Genomic DNA, 16790 nt, shown 5'->3' with positions numbered 1-16790 from the left:
CATCGAACTCGATATCGCCTACCCAGGACGGATCAGATAAAGAGGGTTCTCCATCACCCGGAAAGGATCTTTACACACTTGAAGTGACAAGCTCTCGGCGGGGGTGGGCGCCCTGGATGTTCGTCCTGCTCGCACTGGCTGGGCACCGTGCTGCTCGTCAAGGCCGACGCGCCCCTTCACGCGCGCTTCGCCCTGTCGGAGCCGAGCCTGGAGCGCTACGCGCGGTCGGTGCGCAGTGACAATGACAGCGATCGATGGTGGGGCCTGTATTTTGTGGACGATGTGGAGAAGATCCCTGGTGGAGCGAGGTTCATGGTCACCGAGCTCACGATGGATCGGAAGAGCTACGGCTTCGCCTGCATCCCGGATCGGGGACCGGACCCAGAAGAGCGAGGGTGTGAACACTTCAAGGGCCCCTGGTACATCTGGACCGACGGAGACTGAACCCCATGGTGATGCATGACCTCCCGGTTCCACGCCGATGTGTGTCGCACGCAGAGCGCTGTCAGTACCTGAAGGCGCCGGACGCGCCCCGCGGCTTGTGGACGGAGTACGCGCTCGGCAACCCGTGGTTCTCGGAGAAGGAGGACGACTACACGAGTTCACCGCGCTCGGTGCTGCGGTGGTGGACGGCGGGATAAGTGATCGGTGGTGGTGGCCGCCACCGGGGCTTCGCGCAAGGGGATCTGGAGACCGGCAAGGTCAGGTTGTTCGTCCAGGACGGTGGCGTAGCCTCGGTGGCGACTCGTGGTCGGTTATTCCGATCCCACGGCGTAGGCTCGGATGACGGTCTGGGTGAGGCTGGCGCCGGACGTTCCCTCGACCCGCACGCGCAGCGATACATGTCCCGGCGTGCGCGGATTGAGCACGGTGGCTGTCCATTCCGAGCCCGCGCGGACCGTGGGAACAGGGCGCCAGGTCGCGCCGTCGTCAGCAGACATCTCCAGCCGGACGCTCTTGACCGGGGTACTCCGCTCGAGCCACATGGGTAGCCGGGTCAGCGAGCCGGCGGCGGCACGGTTGAACTCGTCAAGCCCCGCCGGGGCGTACCGCATCGCCATCAGGGGCAGCGGCCGTTCTCCCTCTGTGCGCGCGGACCGCGTCGTCCAGACAGTGTCCACGGCGGTGGACAGCGTCGAGGGCGACGGCCGGCGCAGGGACGCGCTGAGCGTGTACGTGGCGGCCTCGGCCGGCAGGTTCGCGCGGAATTCGCACGCACCGGGATCGTCGATTCCGCAACCGGCGAGGTCGGCCCTGGCGAGCACCTGCCCGTCCCTGGTGACGGTGACGGAACCCGTGGCGGCTGAGTCCGTCCCGGCCCGCCCAGCGACACCGTCGGCGAAGAGGGCTCCGGCGTTGAGCACCAGCTTGTCACCGGTACGCCGTGCGCCGACCCCGGCGAGCGAAGGGCCCGTCACCGCGGCGTTCCACAGCTCCTGGGCGGATCCGCGCCGTACGGTTCTTCCCTCGTCCACGATCGTCGCGGTCCCGGCCAGGAGCGCGCTGTCCCAGACAAGGCCGGATGTCCGGTAATGGGTCAGCGTGCCGGGCAGGTCCATCTCCTTCAGCGGTGCCTGCAGGAACTCGCCAGCGGCGTCGCCAAGGCGCGCCCCCGTGATGGGGGTGGCCTTGCCCGCCGCGCCGGAGGCCCGGTATGTCGCCGTCACCTTCGCCAACTCCCGCTGCTCGGCCGCGTAGACGGGTTCGTCGGGGAGCTCACCGATGTGGCGCTGGGCGAGGTCATAGACGTACGAGGCGGTCTTGTTCACCCAGATGTTCCTGATCATGAACTTCAGTCCTGGTTGGCGGGCCGGGACGACGAACAGCCTGTCGGGATACTTCTTGAACGAGATCCAGGACGTGGCCCACTCCCCGAAGGCCACCTGGAAGTCGAAGCCGTTGTCCTGGACCGCCTCCGGGTCGTCGATCGCGAAGCGGACCTGTTTCCCCAAGCGTGCATCCAGCGTCACCTGCTGGTCGGTCTCGCCCACGGTGATGATGGTGTGGGCGATCGTGGCGCCTTCCAGTTCGGAGGTGTCGGTCAGCAGGTTCCACCGGCCTTTGGGCAGTCTGATGTCGGCGCGGCCCTGCTCGAAGAACAGGTCGCGTTCGGCGCCGGTGTCCGGGTTGTAGATGATGGCTCTCGGGTCAATCGGTGTGCCGGATTTGCCGACGGCGGTGATGGTCACGTTGTGGGTCTCCGGCTCGACGTACGCGCCGGCCAGTGTCCGGATCACCCGCTCTCCGGATCTGGCGGTGACGATTCCCGGGTAGTCGCCTGTCGCCTTGCCGCGCGCGTCGATCGTCAGCGTGACCGGCGCTTGTCCGTGCGCGGGCACTTCGACGCGGTCGGCGGACAGGTCGAGCAGGTCGCCCTCGGCGGTCAGGTCGAGCGTGACCGGGGTGTCGCCAGAGTTGCTGTAGGTGATAGTCCTGGTCGCCACCTGCTCGGCCGCGCCGAAGGGGAAGAGGGCATGCAGGTTGGCAGGTTCGGCCGTCACAGGCTGGGCCAGCGCACGCACCAGGTCCACCCGTCCGGCGCCCTGCTGGTACGGAGTCGCGTCCGTCGCGGGCGCAGCGCTGCCGATGAGAGCCGCCTTCAACTGAGGGCCGGTCCAGTCAGGGTGGCGCTGCGCGAGAATGGCGGCGGCCCCGGTCACGTGCGGTGTGGCCATCGAGGTGCCGCTCATCGCGACATGGGTGCCCCCGGCCCGTGCCGCCACGATGCCGACGCCTGGCGCCGTGACATCCGGCTTGATCGCGTGGTCGCCGTCGCGTGGCCCCTTGCTGGAGAAGGGGGCCATCCGGCCCTGCCGGTCCACGGCGCCGACCGTCAGGGCCGCATCGGCGGTGCCGGGGCTCTTCACCGGGTTGACGGGGTCGTTGCCGGCGGCCACCACGAACAGCGCGCCGGTCCGTTCCGACAGCACATTCACCGCCTGCTCCACCGGGTCCAGCCCGGGGGTGTCGGGCCCGCCGAGGCTCATGTTGACCACCTTGGCCTTGACCTCGACGGCGGCCCACTCCATGGCGGCCAGCAGCGCCGATTCGGTGAATTCCCTGCTGCCCAGCTTGCCGACGGCGATCTCCGCGTCCGGCGCCACGCCCTTGTGCTTCTCTCCCGCCCCCGCGACGATCGACGTCACATGGGTGCCGTGGCCGAGGTTGTCGCGGATGTCGGGTTCTTCGCTGAAGTTGCGCGACTGCTTGACCGCGCTCTTCAGGTCGGGATGGTCGGGGTCGTACCCGGAGTCGAGCACGGCGACCTTGACGCCCTTGCCGGTGAAACCTTGTTTCCAAGCCTCGGGGGCGCCGATCTGCTCGACGCTCCGGTCGAGGCTGAAAGAACGACGGCCGTCCAGCCACAGCGTGGCCGCCCCCGCGGCCAGCGTGCGGGCGCCGGGGCCCGTGAGCTCTCGCCATGTCTGAGTGGTGCTCGCCTTGGGCAGGCGCAGCGTGGTCATGCCCACGCCGGCGAGTCGCCGGGTCTGCCCGGCGCCCCGCAGCCGGCCGGCGGGCTCGTCGGCCGATTGGACAATGAGCGGAATGTCCTTCCCGGTGGCGTCGCCGTAGCCCCACTGCAACAGCAGGGTGACGTCGAACAAGCGCCTGTCGAGCAGGCCCTTGGCGATCAGGGGTTGGGCGTCGGACGGGATCACGTACAGGTGGCCCCCACGCACCTGCCCTGTGAACGTCACTTCGCGGCTGTCGCCGGGCGTCACGTGGTATCCCTTGCCGGCCACCATGACGCGGTCACCGGTGATGAGGGTGACCACGTTCCCGGCGGGTCCGGCGCCCGCCTGGGCGGCCGATAACGGCGTCGCGGTCGTCGCGGTCGTCGCCGCCAGCAGCAGCGTGCCGATCAGCACCTTCACGACGTGCTCCCGTCGTTCACGGGGCAGCCGTACTTGCCCAGGATGGTCCGCCTGAGCTCCTCGGCCATCGGCTGCTCGCTGACGATAAGGCTGGCCTTGCCGTACTCGTACAGCGCGCCGCCGGTCACGTACATGGAGTCGGGCACCGACGTCTTGAGCTCCGCATCGGCACCCCGCTCGCCGGGCTCCTTGACCGAGAACTCGCCGATGGACAGCCCGAGCCCGGCCAGGGTCTGCCGGACCTCGCTCACCCGGTGGTTGAGGAACGGCTTGCAGTGCATGGGCTCGCCCGGGGCATTCAGCATGCCGACGACCTCGTACTCCTCCCCGGGACGGGCCTCGCGGCCGAGCAGGATGTCGGCCTTGCCGGTGAAGTCCTTGGCGATGGTGAGCCCGATCGGGCAGCTTCGGCCGAAGTCGACGAAGTCGCAGTTCTTGGGGCGGTCGATCGTCTTGATCTTGTCCGCATAGGGGAACGGGCCCGTGTTCCAGTCGGGCGTGTGGGTGGAGATCTCGCCCACGAAGGAAGGCGTGACCGGCGCGACCCTGAGCGAGATGTCCACGCCCGCGTCCTTGAGCTGGGTCTCGTACACCTCGGGGCTGGCGTACAGGTCCTTGACCTCGATCAGATAGTGGTCGCCCTCCTCCTTGATGTCCAACGCGGAGGCGGGTACGGCGCCGAAGACGACTATGGCCGACCAGCCCGCCGCGGCGACCGCCGCCGCGATCGGCAGCGCCAGCAGCGGCCGCCACCGCGGGCGCCGGGCACTGAGCTCGGGCTCGGCCGTGTCCATGATCTGGGCCAGCATCTCCCGCGCGGCCGGGGTGAGCCCGGGGCCGGGGTCGGGAGCCAGGGTCTTGACGACGTCGTCGGGGGTCATGCGCTCTCCTTGGCGAGGCTCACGGCACGCGGGCCGTACGTGCTCAGGTCGATGTCGATGGCGGCCAGCTCGATGGCCAGGCGCTTACGCGCACGATGCAGGCGCTGGCGGACCGCCACGCGCGAGCAGCCCAGAACCTTGGCGATCTCGTCGGTGCCGAGCCCTTCCCAGCCCATCAGCGACAACAGCTCCCTGTCGTCGTCCGACAGGCGCGCGAACGCCTCCCTGGCCCCCTCCGGCGCCCGGTCCGGCGCCGTACTGTCGTACGTGGAAAGTTCTTCACGAAGGCGCAGCGTCAGGGCCGTACGGCGGAGGGCGCCACGGCGATGGTTGGCCAGGACCCGCCGGGCCGTTCCGTATAACCACAACCTGGCTTCGTCACCGGCCGGCACGTCCGCCAGCCGCCGCCACGCCGTGGTGAACGTCTCGGCGATCACATCGGCGCAGTCGTCCGGATGGTCGGTGCGACGCCGGACATAACCGGAGACAGCCGCGTAGTGCCCCGTGTAGAGCTCTTCAAAGCGCTGCCGGGGCTCCACTGCTTCCTTCTGGTTCAGGAATGTCACATGCCAGTAAATGTCCGGCAGTGTACGGGCGTGACAGCGAGAACACGGTGAAACTTCGTTGAGGTGGAGCGGCTCGCTGAGGCTAAGGAGCCACATCTCTGCGCTCCTTTGGATACTCAGTGCAGCTCGGTGTCCTGCGCAGGAGGATCGAAGGCCCGCACTGGCGGGAGTGGTCCGTCAAAGCGTTCGACCTGGACAAGCGCCGTTCCTGAGCTTGGGCCTTGGGCGAGCTTCGAGGTGCCCTTGTCGAAGGTGAGCACGTTCGGGTTGCCGTGCGCGTCGAGCCCACCAGGCTCGATGGGGTCGTACCACGCTCCGGCATGGAGCACGACGACGCCGCTGCGGACTCCTGGATCGATCACCGCACCGGCGAGACACTGACCACGGTCGTTGAAGACCCGAACGACGTCACCCGCGCGGATGTGGCGGGCTGTTGCGTCGTCGGGGTTCACGTGTATCGGCTCGCGTCCCCGGACCTTGGACTCGGCGCTGTGGTCTGCTTGGTCGTACTGGCTGTGTAGACGGGTTCGCGGCTGCGGAGAGAGCAGGTGCAGGGGGAAGTGCTCCGCAGCCGTCGAGCCCAACCACTCCTGAGGCTCGAGCCAGGTGGGGTGTCCCGGACAGTCGTCGTAGACGAAGGACTCGATCGTCGCCGAGGTCAGTTCAACCTTGCCGGACGGCGTGGTCAACGGGTTTCGCATCGGGTCCTCACGCAACAACGCCAACGGGTCGGCCCGCCGATCGGGCTCCGGCAGGGGAATGGTGACCTCGCCGGCGGCCCAGAAGGTCCGGAAGTCCGGAATCGGCATGCCGGCAGCGGCTAGGTCATCTCGCGTGGTGTCGTAGAGATGCCGCACCCACTCATCGGCGGACCGACCTTCGGTGAACTCGCGGCGGAATCCAAGCCGGTCTGCCAAGTCCGCGAACACCGCATAGTCGTCGCGTGCCTCTCCCGGGGGGTCTACCGCGGCGTGCATGACAGAGAGGTGAGACTCGTAGCGGCCGTACGCCACGTCGTTGCGTTCGAGATAGGTGGAGACTGGCAGCACGATGTCGGCATGCTTGGCGGTGGCGGTCCAGAAGGACTCGTGCACGATGATCGTACGGGGTTGCTGCCAGGCCTCCACCAGGCGATTGAGGTCCTGGTGATGATGGAACGGGTTTCCCCCGCACCAGTAGACGAGGTCGATGTCGGGAAAGGTCAGGCGGCGGCCGTCGAAGTCGATCTCTTGCCCAGGACCCAGCAGCATGTCGGCGATACGAGAAACCGGGATGGGCGCGATCTCGGGAAGCTCACGGACTTTTTGCGGGAGTGCGGCGACCGGAAGCTTGCGTTGCCGCGTGCCGGTGCTGTGGTGGGTGCCGAACCCGAGCGCGACCCCCCTGTGGGGCCAACCCAGGTGACCAGCCATGGCGGCGAGAGCAATGGCGGCCCAGAAGGGCTGCTCGCCATGGTCACCGCGCTGAATGGACCAGCTCACTGTGATCAACGTCCGGCCGCCCACGATCCGGCGCGCAAGGTCGCGGATGGTGGAGTCAGGGATGTCACACACCGCGGCCGCCCAGCTCGCGTCCTTGACGACGCCGTCCAGAGCCCCGGACAGGTAGGCCACGAGATCCTCGGCCCCCACGCAGCACTCCCGCAGGAACTCGGCATCGTGGTCGCCAGCGGCCCACACCTCGTAGGTCAGGGCCAGCATCAACGCGGTGTCTGTGTTGGGCCTGACGCGGACCCATTGCGCATCGTCGATGTCGAGGTCGCTCCGCTGTGGACTGATGTTGACCAGCTCGACGCCGGCCTCGGCGCACATCCGCAGGCCCGAGCGCGACCGGTGCACGTGCACCCCGCCGGGGTTGACCTGAGCGTTCTTGGCAGGAAGGCCACCGAAAGCCAGGAGGAGGTCGACGTGCGCCGCGATCTCCTCCCACGTCGGGAGGGACCGCAAGTGCTCATCGGCTGAGGTGCCGAGCACATGCGGGACGATCCGCGCCATGGCGGCGTAGCTGTAGCTGTCGATCGAAGGCGTGTAGCCACCTGCCACGTTGAGGAAGCGATGCACCTGACTTTGCGCATGGTGAAAGCGCCCAGCGCTTGCCCACCCGTAGGAACCTCCGAAGATCGAGCTGGGCCCGCGCGTGTTGTGGGCGCGCTTGATCTCTTCTGCCACCAGGTCGAGCGCGCGCTCCCACGAGACAGGTGTAAAGGTGTCGGCGCCCCGTGGTCGCGCGGGCGTATCCCTGTTCTGCAGGTAGCTGGTCCGAACCATGGGACGAAGGACACGACCTCGACCTTGGTCATAGCTCGTTCGGCGGTAGCCGATCGTGGCCGGCTCCGGGTCGTCCAGGGGTGAGATCCAGCGGACCTCCCCGCCCTTGACGACGACTCGATACCTACCCCAGTGCGTGGCAGTCGTGAACACTCCGTGGTGCACATCTGGTCGAGCAGGGCGCGGGTTCTGCATGGGTGAACGTCCTCTCATCAAACAATGCGTGGCAGTCATGACCGAGCGGAGGTCACCGCTCGTACTGACCCGAGCACGGCGGACCCACCATCCACCGAGACCTGGATGGTGAACGGCGTTGGACAACGACTCGAGAGCCGGCCCTGTGGGTGGCAGGCGCCTGGTGGCCCGCTCGCGAGCCCCGACCTCGCTCAGGCCGGGCGAAGGCCTTGGTCAACCCTCGTTCGAACACCTCTGGGGTGCGTGCGGACGCCGACCAAACCTCGCGGTTTCGCCTCACATGAGCGCTGCCATCATCGCCCCGCCGTCGAGCCAGACCTCCTTGCGCACGATCAGACCCTCGCGGCACGTCATGACGTCGAGGATGCCGAAGCTCACGCGTTGCCCGCGCGGCTCGACCACCGTGCCGCCCAGGTTCCACGGCTTGGCCAGGGTGCCAGTGAGGATCGAGCGGCACACGTAGCCCCCGTCGTGGGCCACGATCTCCTGGATGTCGAACTGCTGGTCGGGCCAGGCTTCGAGCAGGAACCCGAAGGCCGCGCGGCACTCCTCGGAGCCTCGCGCCTCGGGCGCTCCGGCCATGTGCACCTTGAAGACGCTCTCGTCGGCGTGCAGCCGCATCACCTTCTCGAGCGAGTGCTCGTTCCACGCCTCGACGTAGTCGGAGGCCAGCGTCCTGTTCTGCTCTTCGACACGTGAAGCCATACCAGTTCTCCCTTCGTCAGTGCCGAGCGAGGCCGCCGTCGACGTTGATGGTCTGACCCGTGATGAAGTCGCTCTCCGGGTCCAGCAAGAAGCGCAAGGTAGAGCGCAGGTCCGACGGGACCTGTGGTCGCGGTACCGCCTGTTGTGGAACGATCACGTCGAAGAACTGCGAGACCGGACCCTCCAGGACCCCTCCGTTCGGGTGAGCCCGGGCGTCACGGCGTGGACGGTGATCCCGGTTCCAGCAAGCTCGGCGGCCAGTGATCTCACCATGCCGACCAACGCCATTTTGGACGAGACGTAGGCGACCATGTTCGGCACGCCCAACCACACGGTGCCAGAAGAGATAACAACGATGCGGCCGAACTTTGCCGTCAGCAGGCCGGGGAGGGCAGCACGCAAGGTGGCTGCGACACCTTCGACATTGACCCCCAGGATCTCCCGCCACTCGGCCGGAGTCGTCCCAAGGAAGGGTTTCATCGGATATATGCCGGCGTTGGCCACGACTCCCACCAGTTGGGGCGCCCGTGTCCGCCTCAGCCTCGTGGACGGTGGCGCTGAGAGCCACCTCGTCACGAACGTCCGCCTCGACCGCGCGGTAACGCCCTGCGTGGGAGCCATCGGGCGGCGGTCCTGCGGCCCTGTCGACCGCCAGGGCCGCATAACCGTCCGCCACGAGGCTCTCAGCGAATGCGCGCCGGAGCCCGCGTGAGGCGCCGATGACCATCACGAGGCCACGCGTCTCCCCTGCTTCCGAGCGGGTCACCCGGTATCAACCGTTAGGTAGGTCTTGCCGTCACGCTCCTCGGTGCCGAACGCTACGTCGGCATCGAGCTGGTCCTCTGACGACATCACCTGTCCCACGTTGTCGTGGTCGATGCGGGGCAGCTCGATCGTGATGTCCGCGGGAAGCTTCCTGCCGGCCAGCGCTTCGGAGACGGCCCACACGAGTGCGCGGCCGATGAGCGTCGGACGCAGATCCCATGTCGCCGCCAGCACCCCGCTGCGTACTGCTTCAATCGCGTCCTCACCTCCACCGAGCCCGACGACATCAGGCGCGAACTTGTCGTCCTTGACCGCAGCGGCAGCAAGCGCGGTGAGGTCAACAGGGTCGAACAGCCCTTGGGCCTCGCTCCCGAAACGCTGCTTCCAGGTCCGGGCCAGCGCAGCTGTTGCGTCGGGAGTGATCCGCTCGTTCGTCTGAGCGTCCAGGATCTTCAGACCGGCGGCTTCGGCGCCCTCACGGAAGCCTGCATTGCGCTCGCGGAACGTCTCGATGGTCTCTGGCCCGAGCACCGCGACCGCACCTGATTCGGGACCGTTGAGCTGCGCGAGGTACTCCGCCGCCTCGTACGCCGCCTGGCGGTCGGCATAGTCGAGGTTGGTGAAGTACGGGCCGCCGCTCGCGGTGTCGTGGACGACGACGGGGATCCCAGCCGCTCGCACCCGATCGAGCTCAGGCTGGATCGAGGTGGCATCGAGAGGCCAGATGACCAGGGCGTCGATCCCGCGCTGGAGCATGGTTTCGACGTCACTGATCTGCTTGCCGGGGTCCACATTGGCGTCCGTGGTGATCACCTCGTATCCCTGCCGCTTGGCCTCGACCTCCAACCCGTGAGCCTGGGCCGCCAGCACGGGGTCGGCTCCATGCGGCACAGAGTGGCCGATGACGATCTCGTTCCCGTCCTTGCCGGCATTACCCGTGGACTGCGTGCTGCACCCGGTGGCGAGCAGGACCGGAATCAGGAGAGCGCCCCATCTACGGGCTGAGGAGATGTGCATGACCGGAATCCCTATCTGTTGACGGACTTGTCGAGCGACTGGAGGCGGAGCTTGTCGATGAGCACCGCGGCGAGCAGAACGGCTCCGGCGACCACTGACTGCCAGAACGAGGAGATGCCGGCGAGGGTCAGGCCGTTCGACATCGTGCCGAGGAAGAGCACCCCGATCAGAGTGCCGATGACGCCGCCGCTGCCACCGAGGAAGCTGGTGCCGCCCAAGAGGACCGCCGCGCCAGCAGACAGTTCGAGTCCGGCGGCGACGGTGGGTGACGCCGACGCCAACCGGGCAGCCTCGAGAACGCCGGCCAGGGCGGCGCACGCGGTGCAGATCATGTAGGCGGCCGCTCGAACCAGGGGCACGTTGATCCCAGCCAGCCGCGCTGCCTCCGGGTTGCCTCCGACGGCGTACACCATCCGACCGAACCCCGTGAAGCGAGTGACTATGTAGGCCGCCACCAGCAGCCCGAGGGCCACGACCACGGACAGTGGGAGACCGCCGATATGCATGCGCCCCATGTCCAGGAGAAACGGGTAGTCGTGCAGCGTGAGGGTTCGCCCTTCGGTGATGACCAGGGCGATGCCTCGAAACAGGGACGCTGTTCCGAGGGTCACCACGAAGAAGGACAGGCCGATTCTGCCGATGAGCAGGCCGTTCGACAGGAAGCCGACGACGAAGGCGCCGACAAGCACCACCGCCACGGCGAGGCCGTCGGCCATGTGAGCCGAGAGCGTCGCGAGAAGGATGCCGCTCAGCGCGACCGTGCCACCGACCGAGAGGTCGAACCCCCCGACCAGCAGGACGAAGGTGAGCCCGATCGCGGCGATGAGGAGCACTGCATTGGTCTCAAGGATGTTCACCGCGTTGCCGATCGTGGCGAAGTTGGGCTGAGTCACCGCGAGGACGACGACCAGCACCGCAAGAGCGACGGTGACGCCGACATGTTCGGCCTGATGCCAACCTCTCGATAGTCGCGCTGGCCGGGTGGCACTCAGCTTGCCCATGGTCATCCTCCGATACCGTGCTTCACGAGTAGCTCTTCGGTCGCGTGGGCGCGATCTACGACGGCGGCGACGGCCCCCTCGCGGACGACGACGATGCGGTCGCATATCCCGAGGAGCTCGACCATGTCCGACGAAGCCAGGAGAACGGCCGCCCCGGACGCGGCGTGCTGCGAGATCAGCTCGTAGATGTCGTGGCGTGCGCCGATGTCGATCCCGCGGGTGGGCTCATCGAGCAGCAGCAGCTCGGGGCGTCGCTGCAGGACCCGGGCAAGTAGGACCTTCTGTTGGTTGCCACCACTGAGGCCAGACACGGTTTGCGACTCAGAGTGCGCTTTGATCCCGTAACGACGGATCCGGTCTCGCGCACGGCGTCGGTCGCGACGTTCGCAGGCGACCGAGAAAGCTCGGTGCTCGCCGATCGTTAGGTTGCGCGCAATGGACGCCTGCGCGATCAGTCCTTGCCGCATCCGGTCCTCGGGCAACAGCGCGATGCCGTGACGCAACCGCCCCGCGACCGACGCGGGGCCCAGGCGGCGCCCTTTCCACGAGATGTGGTATGCGTCCTTGCGAGCGCCGGCGATGGTCTCCAACAGCTCAGTACGTCCGGCGCCCATCAGACCGAACATGCCGACGATCTCGCCTGCCGACACCGTCAGCGGAAGCGATCGCGGGGCGTCGACGCACGCCACGTGGAGTCGAACCTCACCCGGGTGCCGCGACCGCGACGGGAAGAGCTCTCTCAGCTCGCGACCGACCATCATCGCGCTCAGCCGCTCCTCATCGAGCTCGTCGCGGCCCAGCTCGCCGACATAGTGGCCATCTCGAAGCACCACGGCTCGATCCGCCATCGCTTTGATGTCCCGGAGGCGGTGCGTGATGAGCAGCGTCGCCATCCCCGATTCGGCCTTGCGCCTGACCAAGGCGAACAGACGTGCTGGATCCGCCACCCGCGTGGTGGCTTCATCGAGGATGAGCAAGCGAGGGTCTGCGCTGAGCGCCTTCGCCAACTCGATGAGCTCGCGGTCCGGCTCTGACAGAGAGGCGACCTTGGCCGCGGGATCCACCTCGAGCCCCGCCATCTCGAGCATCGGCCGAGCTCGTGCCACCAGCTGAGGTAGGGAGAACCGTCGGTGCGGCGCGGGTAGCTGAGCGAGGAGAATGTTCTCGGCCACCGTCAGGTGCGGCACGAGCGCGGGCTCCTGGGAAACCAGAGCGATCCCCTCGGAGCGCGCCCCCTTGAGGTTGCCGAGTGGAACGGGACGCCCACCGAACATCACCGTCCCGGCGTCGGGTTTGACGATGCCGGCCACGATCTTGGCGAACGTCGACTTGCCAGACCCGTTCTCTCCCGAGAGAGCGACTATCTCGCCACTGCGCACCGAGATGCTGACGTCTTCGAGAGCCCACGTGGCTCCGTACCGCTTGCTCAGCCCGGTGGCCAGCAGAAGCGGCGAGCCGCAGTCTCCCGCCTCCGGCGCATGGTTGTCGTTCATCGTCAGTCCTCCGACGAGCTGGCAGCCAGTGCGACTCGGTCAGGCAGCGCACCGCGGCTCATCGGGCGCGTCCCAGACCACCTCACGTCGTCACCTGGGCTTGCGGTGCACCGGCGACAGCGCAGAGCCAGCGGTGCGCTTCTCCTGCGATGTAGTCCCGGTTCCTATCCAGGGTGACGCCGTGCCCGAAGCCGGCCGCGAAGCGGTAGTCCGCGTTCAACACCCGAGCAAGCCGGTGCACCGCGACTGGATCTGACAGGGTGTCGTGCTCAGCCGCAAGCACCAGCAGAGGTCCGGAGATCCTGACCGGGTCGACCGATACGCTCCACTCGGTGGTGACCTCGGCCACGGCCCGCGGCGACTCAGCCACGAGCAGCTCGTGATAGTGGCGGGCCAGCTCCTCATCGGTTCCGGAGAAGAACAGCTCCTTGGACAGCTCGAACGGGGGCGGCCCCCACATGTGAGCCGGATCGGTTGGGATCTCGAGCCGCTCTGGGGTTGCCTCCTGCGGCAGCGCCGGTGTGAGCAGCACGAGGCCGGCGTGCCGATTGCGTTCCGCGAACTTCAGGGTCGCAAGTGCCCCCATGCTGTGGGCGATGACGATCGGTGGCTCCTCGAACTGGGACGCCACGGTCTCGATGTCGGGGACCACGTCCTCGATCGACCGGCTCAGAACCTGGTCCGGGTCGAGCGGCTGTGACCTCCCGCGACCGCGCCAGTTGAGCGCGTGACAGTCCCATCCTCGGTCTGACAGGTACTCCGTGAATGTGTCCCAGCACCAGGATCCATGGAGTCCGCCGTGAACGAGCAGCACCGGAGTTGACCGAGTCAACGACTCACTCCCGGGCTGCCTCCTGGCAACATGAATTCCGCCGACTTCGTAGTCAACGATCGTGTTCGACATCGCGTCTCTCCTTCGGACCAGGGACCCGGACCGCTCAGTGATGGGTAAGGGGATGGGACTCAGTGGTGCTCAGATGGCCGAAGAACGGCAGCAGGCCGGTACGGTCGTGACAATTGACGTATTCGGCTCGGGCGCCGCCCTCCGGCACCACATAGACCTCGTGACCGAGCACCACGGTCACGTCTGGCGCGAAGTGTGCCGCCAGCTCGCCGAAGCTCTTCAGGATCGCAAGATGAGTCGGATGCTCATGGGCCCATGCCTCGAGGTGCGCCAGCGACTGCCACCAAGCCAGAGAGGACGTCTGCACCTGCGATCCGGCTGGGAAGTCGACGTCGAGCTTGCGGATACTGAGACACCCGGTCGTGAGGGGGTTGTCCACCAGGTAGTCGACGCCTACTTGATAGACGGGGAGCATCCGCTCCTCGAACCAGTCGCGCTCTGCATCGGGACAGTGCCGCCAACCCTGAGGCGACCTGATGAAGCAGACGTTTTCCGGCACCTCGAACCAGATATGGCGGTCAAGCGAAGTCACGGCGCCCATTGAGACGTCCTGCACGGTCGCCGGAAGGCCGCCGTCCTCGGCGTCGTGGATGCGGTCGCGCATCGACCCGAAGTAGGAGTGGAACGGGTTGAGCTGCGTCGATCGACTCTTGGCGATACCCCATCGGACGTCCTCGGTCGAAAAGGACGTCTCCAGTCGGCGCGCCGGCACCTGAATCGTCTCGACCCACAGGCCGATGCCTCGCTCAACCAAGCTCGGCGCCCAGGACTCCATCGGGTGCTCTGCACGCCATCGCTGGTAATCCTCGTCGGAGGTCCAGTAGGTCATGAAAACCTCGTTGGCGCGGCCGACTGCGTCCACATGGCGTCCGGCCTCAGCCTGATAGACACAGGACTCTGCTGCCAAGGCCCCCTGCAGCCGCTCATGCACGTCCTTCGCATCAGTTCCTGGGCGGTACTGAATGCCTATCTGCGCCATGACGATGACTTCGTCGAGTGACGAGAAAGTCGAGCTGTACGCGGAGTAGGGATTGTGGAAGTCGCGAGGTCGTATCTTCGTCACCGTCGGTTCCTCTCATGGGCAACTCATGGCTCAGCGTTGCTGCGCGCGACCCCGCGTGGTCAGACCCCGAGCAGGTACTGCCGACCCGTACTCGTTGGAGGCCACCGAGGCATGCGACGGAGACCGAGACGCGCCGGCTGTCACCCGAACGGGTCCTCTTCTCTTCGCAACCGTCCGTCACAGCGCCAGCGGGGCTGTTCAGACTTGACCCTGCTCCCGCATGGGTCGATCCTCGGAGCAGCGCGAGCGTGAGGTCACCACGCGCCGGCCTTCCCGGGGACCAAGTGAATATCGGGTTCTTTGGACAGAGGCGAATGATGACGCACGAAACCTTCCAGGCACCAACGGCGCCTCGTGACGGGCGCCGCCCTTGGTATCTCGCGCGGAGGTTTGTTTGCAGCAGCAGCTGGTGTCGTACGTCGGGCATCGACCAGCGGCTCGGCCGCAGAAAGGCGCCCCGTGTGGAGGGTTCGGTGAGCACCACGCTGCTCCAGTTCGCCGCCGAGGCACGCACGTGTTGGGAGCAGCAGGAGATCCAGACCAGGATCCTTGAGGAGATGTGCCGTGTCATCCCCGGAAAGGCCGCGGGCGTGTATCTCCTAGGCAGCGACGGTAGCGCGGCATCGAGCGTGCTTGCGCATGGCGTCAGCGAGTACTTCCTCGCCAGGTACGAACATCAGGGTCGCGACTCGGACCCTGTGCTGCAGGCGGTGTTGACACGTCGTTCAGCGGTGACGGAAGCAGAGATCTCAGAGCCAGCCGAGTGGATGCTGCTTCCCCTCTACAGGCAGGTGCTCGCCCTGCATAGCATCGCCCACACGTTGCAGGCACCTCTGATCGTGGCCGGCGAGGTACGAGGCACCTTGAACGTGGCTCGGACGTCGGGCCAGGGCAGATTCGCTCTCGCGGAGCTGACCGTGATGGAGGCGCTCGGCCGTCTGTCCGGCCTGGCCATGGAGAGGAACAACGTCGCTGAAGAGCTCGACAGACGGCTCGCGCGCGCGTCCGCGGCCCTCGAGCTGATCGACGAACCGGTCATCGTGACGGACACACGCACTGCAGAACGCACCGCGAATCCAGCGGCGCGGCAGGTCATCGCCGGGCTGTCAGGGGACCAGACCTTCGACGATGTTCTGGCCAGGGCGCGCGAAGGAGCAGCACATATTCGCGACGGTACGACGCGCCCGAGCGTAGATCCCGAGACCGGCCTGAGGCTACGGTCGGTTCACCTGCCGGACGACGACATGATCATCACGATCATCCACAACCGGGTCGACGCACCGTCACCGACTCACGCACGGGCTTGGATCCAGGGGGTCCTGAGCCCCAGGGAGTACGAGATAGCAGACCTCGTTGCCTCGGGCTTGAGGGATAGCGAGATCGCGGTACAGCTCTTCCTGAGCCCTCACACCGTCAAGAAGTACTTGAAGAGCACGTACCGTAAACTCGCGTTGCGGTCACGGGTGGAGCTCACTCGAGCGATGCACGGTGGTGCCTAGGCTCAGAACCGCGCCAACCGACTCTTGCCCGGCGACCACCTGCGTTGCCATGTTCTGCAGCGCAGCTCCGCACGATGGATGCGTCCGCGTGGCCGCTCAGCTCACCGCGCACGATCGGGTGGCCCTCACGGTCCCGTTGCCACAACGCCATCCGCAGGGGCACGTCGACCAGCTCGACGGCCTTGGTGGGCGCGACGTTCCAGGCGACGATCTTCTGGGCGAACACGTCGAGGATGAACGCGACGTAGACGAACCCGACCCAGGTGCGGATGTAGGTGAAGTCCATGACCCAGGTCCGGTTCGGCGCGGCCGCGGTGAAGTCGCGGTCGAGCAGGTCACCGGCCCGCTTTCCGTCCTTGGCAAGGATGGTGGTCCGGATCCCCTTCGAGCGCCGGACGTCTTGCAGGGCAAGGGTGGCTTCGACAGCGTGAGCTGGCCCCACGGGGCAGCATGTTTTGGCCCCACTTAGGGCTTGCAGAGAATTAACACGCCGAGTTGATCTTGTTCGGAACGGCGCCAGTACTCATGGCGTAGGCGATGAGGTCTGCTGCGGAGTAGA

General features: G+C 66.9%; 14 protein-coding genes and 1 pseudogene. 3 read left to right on the top strand and 12 right to left on the bottom strand.

The annotated features are described in order from the left end of the window. Positions 1 to 147 precede the first annotated feature (147 nt). Both ACIBVN_RS58565 and ACIBVN_RS58560 read left to right on the top strand, forming a co-directional pair. Positions 148 to 444: a hypothetical protein gene (locus tag ACIBVN_RS58565; protein ID WP_397151239.1), complete on the top strand. Its 297-nt coding sequence runs from the start codon at positions 148 to 150 to the stop codon at positions 442 to 444. Between the two features lie 5 nt (positions 445 to 449). Continuing rightward, positions 450 to 641: a hypothetical protein gene (locus tag ACIBVN_RS58560; RefSeq protein ID WP_397151237.1), complete on the top strand. Its 192-nt coding sequence runs from the start codon at positions 450 to 452 to the stop codon at positions 639 to 641. Between the two features lie 114 nt (positions 642 to 755). On the opposite strand, the gene ACIBVN_RS58555 is transcribed toward ACIBVN_RS58560, so the two are convergent. The 11 genes from ACIBVN_RS58555 to ACIBVN_RS58505 all read right to left on the bottom strand — a co-directional run bounded on the left by ACIBVN_RS58555 (position 756) and on the right by ACIBVN_RS58505 (position 14732). Further along, positions 756 to 3875 (bottom strand): S8 family serine peptidase, encoded by a 3120-nt coding sequence (locus ACIBVN_RS58555; RefSeq protein ID WP_397151235.1) that lies wholly within the window; start codon positions 3873 to 3875, stop codon positions 756 to 758. Continuing rightward, positions 3872 to 4756 carry a hypothetical protein gene (locus ACIBVN_RS58550; RefSeq protein ID WP_397151233.1) on the bottom strand — a complete coding sequence of 295 codons (885 nt, stop codon included), beginning with the start codon at positions 4754 to 4756 and terminating at the stop codon, positions 3872 to 3874. The genes ACIBVN_RS58555 and ACIBVN_RS58550 overlap by 4 nt, the downstream gene beginning before the upstream one ends. Beyond that, entirely contained in the window at positions 4753 to 5322 is a 570-nt protein-coding gene (locus ACIBVN_RS58545; RefSeq protein WP_397151231.1) for an RNA polymerase sigma factor, read from the bottom strand. The genes ACIBVN_RS58550 and ACIBVN_RS58545 overlap by 4 nt, the downstream gene beginning before the upstream one ends. A gap of 116 nt (positions 5323 to 5438) precedes the next feature. Next, positions 5439 to 7784: a molybdopterin-dependent oxidoreductase gene (locus ACIBVN_RS58540; protein ID WP_397151229.1), complete on the bottom strand. Its 2346-nt coding sequence runs from the start codon at positions 7782 to 7784 to the stop codon at positions 5439 to 5441. A gap of 276 nt (positions 7785 to 8060) precedes the next feature. Further along, complete coding sequence (locus ACIBVN_RS58535) at positions 8061 to 8489, bottom strand: ester cyclase (protein WP_397151227.1); 429 nt, start codon at positions 8487 to 8489, stop codon at positions 8061 to 8063. A 153-nt stretch (positions 8490 to 8642) separates the two neighbouring features. Next, complete coding sequence (locus ACIBVN_RS58530; protein WP_397151225.1) at positions 8643 to 9110, bottom strand: SDR family NAD(P)-dependent oxidoreductase; 468 nt, start codon at positions 9108 to 9110, stop codon at positions 8643 to 8645. A gap of 141 nt (positions 9111 to 9251) precedes the next feature. Then, positions 9252 to 10271 (bottom strand): sugar ABC transporter substrate-binding protein, encoded by a 1020-nt coding sequence (locus ACIBVN_RS58525; protein ID WP_397151224.1) that lies wholly within the window; start codon positions 10269 to 10271, stop codon positions 9252 to 9254. Between the two features lie 11 nt (positions 10272 to 10282). Continuing rightward, complete coding sequence (locus tag ACIBVN_RS58520) at positions 10283 to 11185, bottom strand: ABC transporter permease (RefSeq protein WP_397151222.1); 903 nt, start codon at positions 11183 to 11185, stop codon at positions 10283 to 10285. An 89-nt stretch (positions 11186 to 11274) separates the two neighbouring features. Next, entirely contained in the window at positions 11275 to 12765 is a 1491-nt protein-coding gene (locus ACIBVN_RS58515; RefSeq protein WP_397151220.1) for a sugar ABC transporter ATP-binding protein, read from the bottom strand. Between the two features lie 82 nt (positions 12766 to 12847). Continuing rightward, positions 12848 to 13669: an alpha/beta hydrolase gene (locus ACIBVN_RS58510; protein WP_397151218.1), complete on the bottom strand. Its 822-nt coding sequence runs from the start codon at positions 13667 to 13669 to the stop codon at positions 12848 to 12850. 34 nt (positions 13670 to 13703) lie between these two features. Further along, positions 13704 to 14732, bottom strand: coding sequence for a phenylacetaldoxime dehydratase family protein (locus ACIBVN_RS58505; protein ID WP_397151216.1), 1029 nt, complete (start codon positions 14730 to 14732; stop codon positions 13704 to 13706). Positions 14733 to 15205: 473 nt separating this feature from the next. Between ACIBVN_RS58505 and ACIBVN_RS58500 the strand changes: the two genes are divergently transcribed. Then, on the top strand, positions 15206 to 16231 hold the full coding sequence (locus ACIBVN_RS58500) for a LuxR C-terminal-related transcriptional regulator (protein WP_397151214.1): 1026 nt from the start codon (positions 15206 to 15208) through the stop codon (positions 16229 to 16231). A 79-nt stretch (positions 16232 to 16310) separates the two neighbouring features. Here the strand turns inward: ACIBVN_RS58500 and ACIBVN_RS58495 are convergent. Then, positions 16311 to 16643 (bottom strand): annotated as a pseudogene (locus ACIBVN_RS58495) (DDE-type integrase/transposase/recombinase); the annotation flags it as partial. Positions 16644 to 16790 lie beyond the last annotated feature (147 nt).

The organism is Nonomuraea sp. NPDC049400 (assembly GCF_044466425.1).
Classification (GTDB): Bacteria; Actinomycetota; Actinomycetes; order Streptosporangiales; family Streptosporangiaceae; genus Nonomuraea.
The sequence above is the reverse complement of the archived record's forward strand: the minus strand, read 5'-3'. Positions and strand labels throughout refer to the sequence as shown.

Coding starts and splice junctions, on each gene's coding strand:
- ACIBVN_RS58560 (WP_397151237.1), top strand. CDS start 450: ATGGTGATGCATGACCTCCCGGTTCCACGCCGATGTGTGTCGCACGCA.
- ACIBVN_RS58550 (WP_397151233.1), bottom strand. CDS start 4,756: ATGACCCCCGACGACGTCGTCAAGACCCTGGCTCCCGACCCCGGCCCC.
- ACIBVN_RS58510 (WP_397151218.1), bottom strand. CDS start 13,669: ATGTCGAACACGATCGTTGACTACGAAGTCGGCGGAATTCATGTTGCC.
- ACIBVN_RS58535 (WP_397151227.1), bottom strand. CDS start 8,489: ATGGCTTCACGTGTCGAAGAGCAGAACAGGACGCTGGCCTCCGACTAC.
- ACIBVN_RS58515 (WP_397151220.1), bottom strand. CDS start 12,765: ATGAACGACAACCATGCGCCGGAGGCGGGAGACTGCGGCTCGCCGCTT.
- ACIBVN_RS58525 (WP_397151224.1), bottom strand. CDS start 10,271: ATGCACATCTCCTCAGCCCGTAGATGGGGCGCTCTCCTGATTCCGGTC.
- ACIBVN_RS58530 (WP_397151225.1), bottom strand. CDS start 9,110: ATGGCTCCCACGCAGGGCGTTACCGCGCGGTCGAGGCGGACGTTCGTG.
- ACIBVN_RS58540 (WP_397151229.1), bottom strand. CDS start 7,784: ATGCAGAACCCGCGCCCTGCTCGACCAGATGTGCACCACGGAGTGTTC.